Below are 16066 nucleotides of genomic sequence, written 5' to 3' on the forward strand. Positions count from 1 at the left end.
CGCTGGTTGCGATTACTCGCCTTTGTAGATACAACCTGCTGTGCAAGTTTCTTTGATCTCTACTTTGCTTAATAGCGGAAGGCTTGGTTTCAGTTGCTGCCAAATCCATTTCGCAAGCACTTCGCTGGTTGGGTTTTCCAAACCTTCGATATCGTTTAAGTAGTAATGGTCTAAACGATCGTAAATTGGTTTGAAAGCGGCTTTGATCTCTGCAAAATCCACAACCCAGCCCGTATGCGGGTCTACCTCACCTTCTACATAAAGACGAACAAGGAAAGAGTGTCCGTGCAAACGACCACACTTGTGACCTTCTGGCACATGCGGCAAGTGGTGTGCCGCTTCGAACATAAACTCTTTGTATAATTCTGTTTTCATCTTGATTCTCAGGCTTTAAAAAGACACGCAATACTAAGGAAATCGCTACCAAGAGACAAGCATTAGTCCTTTATTGAGTCATAAATCAATACCTTTATTTCATCGCGTAGCAACTGAGTGTTGATTTTTTGCTGTATGCCGAACCTTTGATTACATACCACCCACATTATAATTACATATTCACAACCAAACGTCTCAACGCAGTTTACAGAATAACCCCCTCAAACTAAGTATCGGCGTTGACTTGCGACGTCTGTCTGAACATTTTCAGCATTTAGAGAACCACTTCACGCTTGAGGAACAACATTAGGAAGACGAAATCATCCATTTCTGACCTTCAAAATGAATATAAAGGTTGAAGCTGACGAATTGACAGGTAATATGTCCCGTTGAATCTGTAAAATGCGACCCAACTCAGCGCCTTGCTTGTTTTTTAAACAAAAACATTATGGAACAAGTAGTTTAATAAGTGTTGAGTTGAATTTTTACCTCTATGGAGAATATTGAAAACATGACTTACGCGCCTGTATCAGACGTTTTGAAAGGTCAGCTAGCAGTAGACAGTGAAGTGACTGTTCGTGGCTGGATCCGTTCACGTCGTGATTCCAAAGCTGGAATCTCTTTCCTTGCCATTTATGACGGCTCTTGTTTCGACCCGATTCAGGCCGTGGTCCCTAATAATCTTAATAATTACGACGACGAAGTATTAAAGCTGACTACAGGCTGCTCTGTTGAAGTAACGGGTAAGATTGTTGAGTCTCCTGCAAAAGGTCAGGACTTCGAACTGGCAGCAACTGACGTTAAAGTGGTTGGTTGGGTTGAAGATGCTGAAACTTACCCAATGGCAAAAACTCGTCACTCGATCGAGTACCTGCGTGAAGTAGCACACCTTCGTCCACGTACAAACGTGATTGGCGCGGTAGCTCGTGTACGTAACTGCCTATCTCAAGCGATTCACCGTTTCTACCACGAGCAAGGTTACTTCTGGGTATCTGCACCACTAATCACAGCCTCTGACGCAGAAGGTGCGGGTGAAATGTTCCGCGTTTCTACGCTAGACATGGAAAACCTACCTCGTACAGACGCTGGCAAAGTGGATTACAACGAGGACTTCTTCGGTAAAGAGACTTTCCTTACCGTATCTGGCCAGCTAAACGCGGAAGCTTACGCTTGTGCAATCAGCAAGGTATACACTTTCGGTCCAACTTTCCGTGCTGAAAACTCAAACACAAGCCGCCACCTGGCTGAGTTCTGGATGGTTGAGCCTGAAGTTGCGTTTGCAGACCTGGATGACGTAGCGAAACTGTCTGAAGACATGCTGAAGTACGTATTCAAAGCGGTGCTTGAAGAGCGTCGTGATGACCTTGAGTTCTTCGCTCAACGCATCGATAAAGAAGCAATCACTCGTCTAGAGCAATTCGTTTCTTCTGATTTCGCACAAGTAGACTATACTGACGCAATCCAAATCCTGCTGGATTCTGGCCGCGAGTTCGAGTTCCCAGTTGAATGGGGTATCGACATGTCTTCTGAGCACGAGCGTTTCCTAGCGGAAGAGCACTTCAAAGCGCCAGTAATCGTGAAGAACTACCCGAAAGACATCAAAGCGTTCTACATGCGTATGAACGACGATGGCAAGACAGTAGCAGCGATGGACGTTCTGGCACCTGGCATCGGTGAAATCATCGGTGGTTCTCAACGTGAAGAGCGTCTGGACGTTCTAGATTCACGTATGCGCGAAATGGGTATCGACCCTGAGCACATGAACTGGTACCGCGATCTACGTCGTTACGGCACAGTGCCACACGCTGGCTTTGGTCTAGGCTTCGAGCGTCTGGTTTCTTACGTAACTGGTATGGGCAACGTTCGTGACGTGATCCCATTCCCACGTACGCCTCGTTCAGCAAACTTCTAATCACTCTTCGCTGAAACAGAATTAAAAAGACCTCCCACGTGGAGGTCTTTTATTTTGTCTGTCTGCCAGCCGTAGAATTAATGGTTTCGCTATTGCTCTGTTAGCGGAATTATCGTTCTCACAAGATAATTAATCACTGTTGGTTATACGAATTCTCGATCCGAAATAGACAATTATGTTCCATACTTTCAAAGGAATGACGTTTTTTATGGAGGAAATGATGAAAGTATTTACCATGGATGACCTCTCATATCGAGGGGCACACAAAGGAGTCCATAGCTGGGATCACCCTGGGGCGGCCGATCCTTATTATTGGCATCCAGACTGGTTACATATTGCTGAAGACGCAATGGGTATGCACAAAATGGCCGATCTTGTTGTACCCCCCGGTGAAGAAGCAACCGAAGAACATGCCAAAGAGGCAATTGTTAAATACCTCAACGAGAAAAATGCAGAGGAAGAAAAAGAAGACAAATAAACCGCCTCAGGCCATATTTTATCTGTGCACCATCATAAGAAGCTATCGATTGAACTCACTGAATATGATGGCGCACATATCCACCGCAAAAAGTCCTAACTGCGCGCGTTTCAGTCCCAATACTGCCAAACACTACTTTAACTGAAAAGTATTCTAAAAGGATGAATAAAAAACGTAGTCAGGAAACATGGTTGTTTATTCTTTTGTTTTTGCTTCTGTGTTCTTGTTTAGTAAAGAGTAGGTCAGGCTTTTAAGCCAAATTAAGCTAATGGAATCGTGTAACTTTTCAATAATAAACCCTCTACTTTGCCCTGCTTTAGAAAACGATTGCATCAAGTGGATAAAACAGCATCAATTCGCGATAAAGCTCGCTTTGAAACGCCCTTATCAGCACACTTTGCATTGCAAAAAAACAGCTTTTGCTACATTTCCATTTCCAATTGGATATTTTTTAGGTTTTCTTGCCAGTAAGTGTTGTAACAAGTAATGCTGAAAGGTATAAATACGGGCACACCCTTCGATTAACATGGATGAAGATTATGTTTGAAAAAGTAGTAGCCGCTCCGGCTGACCCTATTCTTGGTCTTACAGAAGAATTTAAAAAAGATACTCGCGCAGAAAAAATCAATCTTGGCGTAGGTATTTACAAAAATGAGCAAGGCGAAACCCCTGTTCTTGCAACAGTTAAAAAAGCTGAAGCAGCACTTATTGAGACTGAAAAAACCAAATCTTACCTAACAATCGAAGGTACGGCAGAGTACGGTCTGGCGGTACAAAAACTGCTATTCGGTGACGATGCAGAGATCGTTGCAGACAAACGTGCAAAAACCGCTCAAGCACCAGGTGGTACAGGTGCATTGCGTGTGGCAGGCGAATTCATTAAACGTCAGCTAGGCGATGTAAAAATCTGGATCAGCAACCCAACTTGGGCAAACCACAACGGTGTTTTCACTGCTGCAGGTATCGAAACAGCTCAATACAGCTACTACAACGCAGAAACGAAAGATAAAGACTTCGATGCAATGCTTAACGATCTTCAAGCGGCATCTGAGGGCGATATCGTTCTTCTACATGGCTGCTGCCACAACCCTACTGGTATCGATCCGACGGCAGAAGAGTGGGAAACTCTGGCTAAGTTAGTTGCAGAGAAGAAATTGCTACCACTATTTGACTTTGCTTACCAAGGTTTCGCGAAAGGTGTTGAAGAAGATGCAGCAGGTCTGCGTACTTTTGCTAAGTACAACAAAGAAATCCTAGTTGCTAGCTCTTTCTCTAAAAACTTCGGTCTTTACAACGAGCGTGTCGGTGCCTTCACTCTTGTCGCTGAGTCTGAAGAAGTGGCAACAACCGCATTCTCGCAAGTTAAAGCTATCATTCGCTCTATCTACTCTAACCCACCAGCTCACGGCAGCGCAGTGGTTACGCACATTCTGAACAACGCAGACCTTCGTGCAGAATGGGAAGCAGAAGTAGCAGAAATGCGCGATCGTATCCAAGAGATGCGTGAACTGTTTGTAGCGACACTGAAAGAAGAAGGTGTAGAGGCAGACTTTAGCTTTATCGAACGTCAAAACGGCATGTTCTCTTTCTCTGGCCTGTCTAAAGAGCAAGTAAACCGCCTGAAAGAAGAATTTGGCATTTACATTGTAGGCTCTGGCCGAATCAGCGTAGCTGGCATGACTAAGTCAAACATGAGCCCACTATGTAAGGGCATTGCCGCTGTACTTTAATAAACAGTGCAATAAATAAGTAAAGGTCAGCACTCGCTGACCTTTTTTGTATTCGATTATGACTTTACGCTAATAAACAAACCTGAGGCTTAAACCCACCTCATTGATGTAATCAGAGGGTGCCCCCGAGTATTCCGTATCTCGGTACTGGTAGTAAAGGCCTGTACCAATGACGTCATGCCACTGATAGTTGAAACCAATTTTATACTTATTCTCATCAACAATATCGCTGCGATTCGCTTCTAACTCAGCATTAATAATCAGTTTTTCACCCACAAGGTACTGAGCACCAATAGCGACAGCTTGGATAAACTCCGTTTCTGACAGCAATGCTTTATCCGTATCGTCATCTGTCGCTTTTGCTTTAATTGCCCCTAATCGATAAATGCCATAGAGATCAAATTGTTGAGTGACGCCATATCGGTAACCACCACCAAACATCAAACGATCTATTCTCAACGTATAAGTGTCTGGGTGAAAAAACTGCGCCGCATAGTCTACGTTAAATAGCCAGTTATCCGTAAACAAGTAGTTACCACCCACATCAATCGTCGTAACATTCGAGTTCTCTAACCATTCCTCATTGGTTGTCCCCGCCCCGACGTTGAGGTAAATGTGCTCATAACCAAATTTTTCCGCTTGTTCCGCCTCTGAAGCACTGCTTACTGCAGCAAAAGCGCAAAGCGGTACAAGTAATAAACTTCTCAACATTCGATTTCCTTTCATGAGAATCAATAGATGTTTTGTAATCCGATATCTAAACTCATCCGAGACCTTCGATATTAGCCGAATGCGCTTATTGTTGTCGTGTTACATGTCGGAATCTTATGATTAATCGCTCAAAACGACGATCGAGTAAGACTCTGTTTTAAAACTAAGTTAAGATTACTTTATTACTTGAAAATCAAAAGGCAACCACATGGATGCAGAACTTCTCGAGATTTATAACTTTCTCGCCAAGTACCCACCTTTTAATGAACTCCCAGAGGAAGCTCTGAGCAAAGTGACCGAGAGTGTCGAAATTTCCTACTACCGAGAAGATACTCCGATTATCCACTTTGGCGATGAAGTTCAAGAGCTCTTCGTGGTAAGAAGTGGCGTGGTTGAAGTTTACCGACGTAAAGGTGAGCTTTATAGCCGTCTTGACGAAGGCGATCTCTTCGGTCAGATGGGGCTACTGACCAATAACAAAGTTCGTTTCCCAGTAAAAGCGATCGATGACGCTTTGATATACTGCATTCCAGGCGATGTGTTCCAGGAAATGTACGATAACTATGACTCATTTGCTGACTTTGTCGAGGTGGAAAACAGCGCGCGTTTACGCATGGCTATCTCAGAAAATAAAGAAGCCAACGATCTTACGACGTCCAAAGTTAAGACACTACTAACACGTGATGCTCCAACAATTGAACGCGGTCAGTCCATTCAGCAGGCTGCAAAAATCATGGCCGATGATTATGTTTCATCGTTACTTATCATTGACCCTGACTTTGTACAAGACGAAGACGATCCTCAGTCGCCAGTCTTAGGTATCGTTACCGATCGAGATTTGTGTGCACGTGTTCTGGCCGAGGGTTTGTCTCCACTAGATGATGTTGCGACGGTCATGACAACCGAAGTTATCTCCCTCGATCATAACGCTTACGTCTATGAAGCCATGCTTAAAATGTTGCGTTATAACGTACACCATCTTCCTGTGGTTAAAGATCAACAACCGATCGGTATCATCGAGACAACAGACATCGTCCGTTATGAGTCGCAAAACTCGTTGCTTCTCGTTAGTAGCATTTTCCACCAGCACACGATTGAAGACTTGGCCGCCGTGGCAGGAGAAGTAAAAAGCAGTTTTGTGCGCCTGGTGAACGAAGACGCGAATTCGCACATGGTGGGAAGTGCCATGTCAGTTATTGGTCGAAGCTTCAAACAGCGTTTACTGGAAATGGCCGAAGAAAAATTAGGTCCACCGCCCATTCCTTACTGTTTCCTTGCGCTGGGTTCCATGGGACGTGATGAGCAACTTCTGGTTACCGATCAGGACAATGCCATCATTCTTGACGAAAGTTATCAAGAGACCAAACATGGTAAGTATTTTGAGGAACTGGCCCAGTTTGTCAGCGACGGCTTAGATGCGTGTGGCTACAAATATTGCACCGGCGACATCATGGCAACCAACCCGATGTGGAGAATGACTCGTTCACAATGGGAAGACTGTTTTGCCGACTGGATTGACGACCCAAACCCGAAAGCACTGCTCAACGCTTCCATCTTCTTTGATTTGGACGGCGTCTATGGTCGATTGAAATGGGCTGAACAGTTGACGAGTTTTATCGTTCGTCGTGCGCGTAAGAATAACCGCTTCCTGGCATGTCTCGCTCGTAACGCCCTAAACCGCACGCCTCCACTCGGGTTCTTTAAGAGCTTTGTTGTGGAGAAAGATGGACAACATAAAAACTCAATTAACTTGAAACGTCGCGGGACGGCACCTCTGGTTGACTTAATCAGGGTACACGCACTGGCTGTCGGTTCTCGTACGCAGAACTCATTCGAGCGCCTTGATGACATTATTGATGCCGGTATTTTACCTAAAGGTCGTGCGCAAGATTTAAAAGACGCGCTAGAGTTCATCTCTATGGTAAGGATTCGTCACCAAGCGTACGATGTTGAAATGGGCATTGACCCAGACAACAATATTGAACCGGAAAGCTTGTCAGACTTTGAACGCCGTAACCTTAAGGATGCCTTCCAAATTTTGAGTAATGGGCAAAACTTCCTTAAGTTCCGGTATCAAGCAAACAAGAGCTTTAAGTGAGGCGTAACATGTTAAAAAAGCTCTTTCAAAAGCCGACGATTCAATGGCACGCAAAGTTTAAACAAAAAGTTGAGATGGCAAAGGATGAAAACTTAATTGCCTTCTATGGCACTGAATTGCCTGCGCCGGACACGCCACTTTCCGAGGTTGAATTTGTTGCATTGGATCTCGAAACCACCGGCTTAGACCCTGATAAAAACGATATCATTACTATCGGTCTGGTCCCTTTCAATTTAAATCGTATTTATTTGCGAAAGGCACGCCACTGGAAAGTAAGGCCAAAACAAAAGCTGGATGAAGACTCAGTCATCATTCATGGTATTACCCATAGCGAGCTTATTGATGCCCCTGATTTGGGTGAGATTCTTAATGAACTGCTCCCCTGCTTAAGCGGCAAGATCGTTGTAGTGCATTATCGTCGTATAGAACGAGAATTTCTTGATAAAGGACTGCGAGATCGTATCGGTGAAGGCATCGAATTCCCTGTTTTGGATACTTTTCAAATCGAAGAGGATATTCAGAAAAAGCGTCCGGGAAATCTGTTGGAAAAGATAAAAGGTAAAAAACCAGAGTCGTTGAGATTAGCTCAATCACGGCGCCGCTATGGTTTACCGGACTATACTCCTCATCATGCGTTGACTGATGCAATAGCAACTGCCGAGCTGCTACAGGCACAAATCGCGCACTATTACGATGAGAGTCAAACGATAAGCGAATTCTGGCTTTAGTCATACAACCAAAAAACAAAAAGGAGCTCAAATGGCTCCTTTTTCAATTATTGCGTGCTAACAATTAAGAGAATCAAAGCTTAAAGCGTTTGATTTCCTGCTCAAGCTCATGTGATAGCTCAGACAAGTAAGCGGCCTGTTCCGCTGCTTGATGGGCCTCTGCTGAAAGCTCGTTAGAAACATCACGAATCCCTTCTGTATTACGCGTAATTTCTGTGGTTACTGACGCTTGTTCTTCTGCAGCTGAAGCGATTTGTGTCGCCATGTCGCTGATTTGCTCTACTGCACTGTGAATTTGAGTCAGACTTACGGCCGCTGAGTTCGCATCATCAACACTGGTATCAGCCAGACGACGGCTATCACCCATTATCCCGACCGCCTTCTGCGTTGTGCCTTGAAGCATCTCGATGGTTTCTTGAATCTCTTTTGTTGAAGCATGTGTACGTTGACTCAATACACGAACTTCATCCGCAACGACGGCAAAACCACGTCCCTGCTCTCCTGCACGCGCTGCCTCTATGGCCGCATTAAGTGCCAGCAAGTTCGTTTGTTCTGCGATGTCTTGAATGGTCGATAGAATGGTATTGATACTATTGCCATGCGCTTCCAGATCCTGAATAACGTTCGTCGCGACCTGGACTTCTTGTGCAAGATTCTGAATCGAATTTTGTGTCTGTACGACTTGGCTAGAACCATGAGCACAAGCCTGCACTGCTTCTTCGGAGTTATTCGCCGTGCTATCTGCGTTACCTGCGATCTCCTGAGTTGCCGCCGCCATTTCGTTAACCGCAGTTGCGACCATGTTGATTTCATCCTGCTGATAAGAGATACGCTGACTACGTTCTTCCGCTTGCTGAGCCGTGGTACGTGCCTGATCAGACAATGATGAGGATACATGGCTTAATTTCGTTACCATGGTATGCATATTGCCAACAAAGCGGTTGAAGTTTTCCGCAAGTTTACCCACTTCGTCGTCACTGCGTGGCTCCAGACGCTGCGTCAGGTCACCTTCGCCAGAAGCAATTTCTTCCAGTGCATGAGATACACGATTTAGGTCGCGGAATAGGAAACCCACTAACCAAGATACCGCCACAATCACTGCGATAGTAATCATCACTGCCGCGATCAGCAAATCACGTAACAACAGCGCATTACCCGCTTCTTCTGTTGCTTTATCCATCTCGATGGCGAACATCCAATGCGTGCCAGGTACCTTGTTGAAGTAGTACAGTTTCTCTACCCCTTTTATCGAGGTATTTTCAATTTTACCTTCGTCAGCAGCACGCTCGATCGCCTGTCGAGAAAAGTCTTTTGATAAACTGGTGATTGGCTTAAGCGTTAAGCTTTTATCAGGGTGGGCGAGAAACGTCCCTTCATTCATATCAATCAACATCGCACGAGAGTTTTCACCCGCATCAATGTTGATAACATCACTGATTAGCTGATCAATAAGTACATCAGCGCCTACGACACCAATAAACTGACCATTTTTCATCACTGGCTCAGCAATAGTCACTAACAGAGCATTGGTAATCGCATCCTGATATGCTCCAGTGATGATCTGCTTACCAGCGGCATTGGCATCTTTGTACCAAGGACGAGTTCGTGGATCATAATCCGCTCGGTTACGCTCTGGGTGAGAACGGTACATATCTCCGCGTGGTGTACCAAGGAAGATATCATCAAAGCCACCGGCTTTACGTGCTTGCTGCAGAAACGGAACCACGTCTTGTTCACCCGAGTAATCGTTAAATGCAGTAGCAATTTCTTTACGGATCGTAACCCAGTCAGAAATTCCTTCTGATGCAACGGCACTCAGGCTTTGTGCTCTTGAATAGACACCAGCAGAAGTCTGATCAAACAACTGACCAGCGGACAGCCAAGTCAATGCTGCGGCCATTATGATGACAGCCGAAAGACTCGCGCCGATAAGTTTTTGTTTAAGTGTAAGTTTCATAATTTTTATTTAATTTGGAAGGACAACCTAGAAGCGTGAATAGTACACATTTTTTTGTCACTAATCACCAAGTTTTAATCAACCAAATCTAAATCTAAATCATTGTAAAATATGAGTTTTAACCGTGTCATTCTTTTGTCCTTCGTCAGAAAATCGGCACAAAAAAAGCCAGCTAAGCTGGCTTTTTAGAAAAGAGATAATTAATACCGATTATTGACGTTCGGTTTTCATACCCATCAGCAAGCTCACACACATCGCAAGCAAGATAATCGTAAATGGTAATGCAGTTGAAATAGCACCAGCTTGGAGCGCTTGTACCGCTTCCGAACCACCGATCCACAGCAACGCAACAGCGATTGCACCTTCCATCAACGCCCAGAAAATACGTTGTGGTACTGGAGCATCCACTTTACCACCTGCAGTAATACTGTCGATAACCAACGAGCCTGAGTCTGAAGAGGTAATAAAGAAGACCAATACCAGAACAATAGCAATGAACGACAAGATATTACCAAATGGCAATGAATCAAACATTTGGAACATAGCCAGTGATACGTCAGTCAGACCATTCGCACCTAGGTCACCTACTTTATCAACCACCTGCTCGATAGCTAAGCCACCAAATACAGACATCCAAATAACTGTGACTGCAGTTGGTACAAGTAGAACAGCGGTAATGAACTCACGTACTGTACGGCCGCGAGAAACACGTGCGATAAACATGCCGACGAATGGTGACCAAGAAATCCACCAAGCCCAGTAGAATACAGTCCAACCTTGGAACCACGCTTCATCGGTACGATCAAACGGGTTACTTAGTGGAATGATGTTTTCTACGTATGCCATCAGTGTAGTTGGGATTGAACCCAAGCTTGCTGCCCAGCCGATCAAACCAACCAAAATAAGCAGTAAGAAAGCGACAAGCATGTTGATGTTACTGATGACTTTTACACCACCATCGATACCACGAATAACGGATACCACAGCGAGTAATGTAACCACCGTAATCACAACGACTTGCAGGCCTATTCCAGCCTCAATACCAAATACATGGTGAATACCACTTGCGGCTTGTTGCGCCCCCAGACCCAGAGATGTCGCCAGACCAAATAAGGTTGCAAGTACCGCTAAAATATCAACAATATGACCAGCCCAGCCCCACGCACGGTCACCCAGCAATGGGTAAAAGATCGAGCGCATCGACAGTGGAAGTCCTTTGTTGTAGGCAAAGAATGCTAAGGAAAGCGCCACAACACCGTAAATAGCCCATGGATGCAGACCCCAGTGGAACATAGTCGCGCCCAGTGCCAATCTCGCAGCTTCAGGCGTGTTCGCTTCCACACCTAGCGGGGTTTCATACCAACCAGTGAAGTAAGCAACAGGCTCTGCAACACTCCAGAACATCAGACCGATACCCATACCCGCAGCAAACAACATCGCTAACCAGGATAAGAAGGAGTAGTCAGAAACGGCGTCTTTACCACCCAGGCGAATTTTACCCATCGGTGACACGATGAGAACCAGGCAGAAAATAACAAAAATGTTACCTGAAATAATGAATAACCAATCAAATGAACCAATGATCTGCCATTTGATCCCATCAAGTACCGTCTTAGCAGTGTGTGCATCTAGAACTAATGCAGCAACAAGAAACAGCGCAATTAAACCTGCACTAATTCCAAAAACAGGGTTATGTACGTCAAACCCCCATTTTTGAACGTTATCCTGACCTACCGTATAGTCGGTACTATCGATACTGTATTTATCGACACCTTTTGTCATCGTTCCTCTCTTTATTCTTGTAATCTTTACGCACCAAACAAAATTCGTTCGAACACGATACGTTTTACATTCCGTGAAGGCCTAAGATCCTAACATTTGAGGTGTTTTTGTCTAGATCTTCCATGAAAAATCCCAGTTTATTACATTTCAATCGGAAATTTCTTACCAAAATCATGCAACATGCTGCACTAATAATTAGACCACAAACAATTATTGCTATAATAATTTTAGGGCTTACTGACTCTCTGCACCCAGCGATAAATGGAAATTGGAATAACCAAGTACGGTTAGAAAGGGTATCAAGGGAATTTTTTTACGCAGCCCTTTAAATAACAGAGCATTTGAGTTAGTGTCGCCCCGTTAAATGTTCCTACAGACTGGATGAAAAAATTGGAAAAGTACGAAGAAGTATTGGTCTCGATTCGTCAGATCATCCGCGCAATTGATTTACACTCAAAAAAACTGAGTAAAGAGTCTGGCCTGACTGCCCCTCAGGTAATTTTAATGCGTGCTATCTACGAGTTAGATAACGTCACAATCAAGCAATTGTCTAGCCATACCAATATGAGTCAAGCAACGGCGACCACCATTCTCGATCGATTAGAGCGTAACCAACTGGTAGAACGTCGTCGTAGTGTTGAGGATAAGCGTAAAGTGCACGCCGTATTGACAGATAAAGGGCTAGAAGCATTAAAACAAGCACCAACGCCACTGCAAGAGCATTTCATTAATCGATTCCAGAAGTTGGAAGAGTGGGAACAAACCCTGCTACTATCATCCGTTCAGCGCATTTCTACCATGATGAATGCTGAAGACATCGACGTCGCGCCAATGCTTGAGATTGGCAGCATTACTGGTACATTCCCGAAAGCAGAGTAATTCTATCTAAAAGTGCTCGCTGGTGGTGAGCACTGATCATTTAGTCAGTCCTGTCTCAAACGCATATTTGGCCAATTCGGCAGTCGAATGCAGATCCAGTTTATGCTTAATATTGTGACGATGCGTTTCGACGGTTCTGTAACTGATATTAAGTAAAGTGGCGATTTTTTTGCTGCTGTTTCCCTGCGCGACAAGCTTGAGTACCGCCTCTTCTCTGCGGCTAAGTGGATTAGTCCTTTGATTGATAGGCGTTACTTCTTGTGTGAATAACGTCTGAGTCACTGACTCACAAAAGTAGGTGGAACCTTGGTTCACCGTTTTAATTGCTTGGACCATTTTCTCTGCTGAAATCTCTTTCAACATGTACCCGACTGCGCCCGCTTGCATCACCTTCATGATGTACTCACGGTTATCGTGCATGGTTAGCATCAAGATTTTACTCTCAGGCAATTCCTCTTTAATAATACCTGTCGCTTCAATGCCGTTCATGATTGGCATACTAATGTCCATAAGTATGACATCTGGATGAAGATGTTTGGCAACTTCTATTGCTTCTAAGCCGTTGCTAGCCGTACCAATGACGTTAATATCTTGTTCTAACTCCAGTCGTGCCATAAAGCCATCTAATACCACTTGGTGATCATCCACGATCAATACACTAATTGGTTTATCCATAAACGTCTTCGTCCAAATTTAACAACACAGTAATCTCTGTCCCTAAACCAAGCTCGCTCATCAATTCAAACTCTCCCCCAATAAACTCCACGCGTTCCTGCATGTTTCGCAGCCCTATCCCTTGGCGATGAATAGCTTGGTTAACAACAAAGCCGACGCCGTTGTCACGTATCAGTAATTGCAGCATATTGCCCATTTTTTGCAAAGTGACCGTGACTGTTTTCGCTTTCGCGTGTTTTTCGATGTTGTTCAATGATTCTTGAGCAACTCGATACAAAGTGGTGGCGACTTCCGAGGTCAGTTTGTGCTGCTGGGTATCAAAATGGCTATCGATATCAATACCAGAGTGAGAGTGAAAATCCTGCAGCAAGGTCGTGAGCGCGGCTTCTAAACCAATATCGTCCAATGCACTGGGCCTCAGCTGGTGAGAAATATGTCGGACTTCATTGATTGCCGTAACCAGAGACCTCTGAGATTTATCTAAGTGTTGCTTGAGCTTTTCATCTTCTAAGCGATGACTCATCAGATCTAAATGGCACTTGCTTGAGACCAACAATTGATTAATGCCATCATGCAGCTCTCGCGCCAAATGCTTCTTCTCATCCTCCTGAAACATCACGGTTTTATACGCTAGTTCTTTCAAGTGTTTATCTGCCAAGCGATGTTCATGCAAATTGATCGCCAGGGTTAAGACAATAATCACCGCTACGGTGACGACCAGAATAACAACCACCGAAAAGAAGGTGGTTTCGATATTTTTATTTACTGTCGCGCGCATGCTTGCTACTTCCTGGCTGACATCTTCAATGTACAATCCAGTCCCGACCATCCACTCCCATTTTTCTAACCAGCCGGCATAACTGAGCTTGGGAACGACCTCTCCTGTTGAAGGCTTTTGCCACAAGTACTGATGAAAACCGCCGCCCGTTTGCGCTTGATATAACAATGCCTCTATAAGCCGATCGCCATTTGTATCTTGAAGACCTAAGAGGTTCTTGCCGACCAACTCGGGCTGTGCGGGATGGACAAGGTTGGTGCCATGTTTATCGTAAGCAAAGAAGTAGCCATCGGAGCCATAGGTTAAGCGGTTTAAAATGGCTTTAACGCGTGCTTTGGCAACACCTTCTTCAATCGTTGTGTCGTTGTAGATGTGAATGATGGAGTCAAAAGCAACATCGACGGTGTCTTTTAACGCGGCTTCTTTCGACTGAATGAGGTTTTGTTGGAAGAGTTCTACCTCTCGCTGACCGAGCGTCTTAGCCTGATAGATAGAAATCCAACTGATACTGGCTGACACCAATACCACAGGTATCAGTGCCAGCAGAATTAATTTAGCTTTGAGAGGCATCCCTTCCCTCCATGAAACGCTGCTCTAAGCGTCAACGAATAAGCAGCTTAACAACTTGTTTCAAAAGGTGGAAACTCTCAGGTCACAAAATCTCCGATTAGCCCATTCCATAAAACTCAGGGAAGAACAGTAACGATGCAAGTACGACTATCTGAATGGCAATAAACGGCATCACCCCTTTATAAATATCGCGCGTTGTCACCCCTGCCGGAGCCACCCCTTTCAGGTAGAACAAACTAAAACCAAATGGCGGAGTTAAGAAGGACGTTTGTAAGTTCATCGCAACCAGAATCGCAAACCAGGTCATATTAATGCCTAACAGTTCCGCGACAGGCGCAAGGATAGGAACAATGATGAAACAGATTTCGACAAAATCAATAAAGAAGCCCAAAACCAAAATAACCAACATGGTGATGATCAGGAACCCCCACTTCTCACCGGGGATATTCAGCATCCACTCTTCGACTAAGTAATCACCGCCAGTGTATGTAAAGGCCATCGAGAAGGCGGTTGCGCCAAGCAATATAGCGAAGACCATCGCCGTGACTTTTACTGTCTCTTTTGACGCATCATAAACCATCGACCAGCTAAACTGTTTATACAACAAAGCCAGTACAATCGCGCCAGCACCACCCAAAGCCGCCGATTCTGTTGGAGTTGCGATACCCGCAAAAATAGAACCTAATACAACAATGATTAGAGCCAGTGGTGGCAGCACCGCTTTTAGTGCGCTTATGACTTCTTCTTTACGGCTGACAGACTCATCCCGCTCGATAGGCTGAGCGGCGCCTGGATTCAATTTGGCGTAAATAAGGATGTATATCACGTACGCAGCAACCAAAGTGATACCCGGCCATATTGCCGCTTGGAATAAGTCACCGACCGGCACACCTAATACGTCCCCTAGAAGGATCAGCACAATGGAAGGAGGAATAATTTGTCCTAGTGTGCCTGACGCACAGATGGTGCCACACGCCAGGCCTTTGTCATAATTGTACTTTAGCATCACTGGCAGTGAGATCAGGCCCATCGCGACCACTGATGCTCCAACCACACCTGTCGATGCGGCAAGCAATGCACCAACTAATACAGTAGAAATCGCGATACCACCACGAACCCCACCAAACAGACGGCCCATAGATTCTAATAACTGCTCTGCGAGCTTAGTTTTCTGAAGGACAAGCCCCATAAACACAAATAACGGTACGGCCATCAGCACCGTATTTTGCATAATCGATTGAATGCGGTATGGCATAAACGCAAACATTTCGATGCCTTCTGCCCAAACACCAAAGATCAACGCAATGCCGCCAAATGTAAAAGCAACAGGGAACCCTAGAAGTAGCGCAAATAAGGCTACAAAAAACATGACTATACCGATCATAATAACTTC

The 16066-nt window shown here is 44.8% G+C and carries 13 protein-coding genes; 6 read left to right on the top strand and 7 right to left on the bottom strand.

The genetic code is table 11. From position 1 onward, the window contains the following. Window positions 1–12: 12 nt before the first annotated feature. Window positions 13–375 carry a 6-carboxytetrahydropterin synthase QueD gene (queD, locus tag RXX31_RS21300; protein ID WP_014232353.1) on the bottom strand — a complete coding sequence of 121 codons (363 nt, stop codon included), beginning with the start codon at window positions 373–375 and terminating at the stop codon, window positions 13–15. Between the two features lie 511 nt (window positions 376–886). On the opposite strand from queD, the gene asnS reads away from it, so the two are divergent. From asnS to RXX31_RS21315, 3 genes are all read left to right on the top strand, one after another. Next, a complete protein-coding gene (gene asnS / locus RXX31_RS21305) occupies window positions 887–2287 on the top strand; it encodes an asparagine--tRNA ligase (RefSeq protein ID WP_264906075.1) in 1401 nt (466 codons plus the stop codon). Window positions 2288–2507: 220 nt separating this feature from the next. After that, on the top strand, window positions 2508–2765 hold the full coding sequence (locus RXX31_RS21310; protein ID WP_317591686.1) for a hypothetical protein: 258 nt from the start codon (window positions 2508–2510) through the stop codon (window positions 2763–2765). A 539-nt stretch (window positions 2766–3304) separates the two neighbouring features. Beyond that, entirely contained in the window at window positions 3305–4495 is a 1191-nt protein-coding gene (locus RXX31_RS21315; RefSeq protein ID WP_317591687.1) for an amino acid aminotransferase, read from the top strand. A 69-nt stretch (window positions 4496–4564) separates the two neighbouring features. On the opposite strand, the gene RXX31_RS21320 is transcribed toward RXX31_RS21315, so the two are convergent. Continuing rightward, a complete protein-coding gene (locus tag RXX31_RS21320; protein ID WP_317591688.1) occupies window positions 4565–5206 on the bottom strand; it encodes an outer membrane beta-barrel protein in 642 nt (213 codons plus the stop codon). 208 nt (window positions 5207–5414) lie between these two features. On the opposite strand from RXX31_RS21320, the gene RXX31_RS21325 reads away from it, so the two are divergent. Beyond that, window positions 5415–7304, top strand: a complete 1890-nt coding sequence (locus tag RXX31_RS21325) for a DUF294 nucleotidyltransferase-like domain-containing protein (protein WP_317591689.1) — start codon at window positions 5415–5417, stop codon at window positions 7302–7304. Window positions 7305–7312: 8 nt separating this feature from the next. Beyond that, complete coding sequence (locus RXX31_RS21330; protein WP_317591690.1) at window positions 7313–8032, top strand: 3'-5' exonuclease; 720 nt, start codon at window positions 7313–7315, stop codon at window positions 8030–8032. 73 nt (window positions 8033–8105) lie between these two features. Here RXX31_RS21330 and RXX31_RS21335 read toward each other — a convergent pair whose 3' ends face one another. Continuing rightward, window positions 8106–9989 (bottom strand): methyl-accepting chemotaxis protein, encoded by a 1884-nt coding sequence (locus RXX31_RS21335; protein WP_317591691.1) that lies wholly within the window; start codon window positions 9987–9989, stop codon window positions 8106–8108. A gap of 210 nt (window positions 9990–10199) precedes the next feature. Continuing rightward, window positions 10200–11771 carry a BCCT family transporter gene (locus RXX31_RS21340; protein ID WP_317591692.1) on the bottom strand — a complete coding sequence of 524 codons (1572 nt, stop codon included), beginning with the start codon at window positions 11769–11771 and terminating at the stop codon, window positions 10200–10202. 390 nt (window positions 11772–12161) lie between these two features. Between RXX31_RS21340 and cosR the strand changes: the two genes are divergently transcribed. Continuing rightward, window positions 12162–12650 carry a MarR family transcriptional regulator CosR gene (gene cosR / locus RXX31_RS21345; protein WP_317591693.1) on the top strand — a complete coding sequence of 163 codons (489 nt, stop codon included), beginning with the start codon at window positions 12162–12164 and terminating at the stop codon, window positions 12648–12650. A gap of 36 nt (window positions 12651–12686) precedes the next feature. Here cosR and RXX31_RS21350 read toward each other — a convergent pair whose 3' ends face one another. The 3 genes from RXX31_RS21350 to RXX31_RS21360 form a co-directional block, all read right to left on the bottom strand. After that, on the bottom strand, window positions 12687–13325 hold the full coding sequence (locus tag RXX31_RS21350) for a response regulator transcription factor (protein ID WP_317591694.1): 639 nt from the start codon (window positions 13323–13325) through the stop codon (window positions 12687–12689). Next, entirely contained in the window at window positions 13318–14673 is a 1356-nt protein-coding gene (locus RXX31_RS21355; protein WP_317591695.1) for a cache domain-containing protein, read from the bottom strand. The genes RXX31_RS21350 and RXX31_RS21355 overlap by 8 nt, the downstream gene beginning before the upstream one ends. 97 nt (window positions 14674–14770) lie before the next feature. Further along, window positions 14771–16057 (bottom strand): TRAP transporter large permease subunit, encoded by a 1287-nt coding sequence (locus tag RXX31_RS21360; RefSeq protein WP_317591696.1) that lies wholly within the window; start codon window positions 16055–16057, stop codon window positions 14771–14773. Window positions 16058–16066: the final 9 nt, after the last annotated feature.

The sequence above is a fragment of the Vibrio sp. EA2 genome (assembly GCF_033042495.1).
Taxonomy (GTDB): domain Bacteria; phylum Pseudomonadota; class Gammaproteobacteria; order Enterobacterales; family Vibrionaceae; genus Vibrio.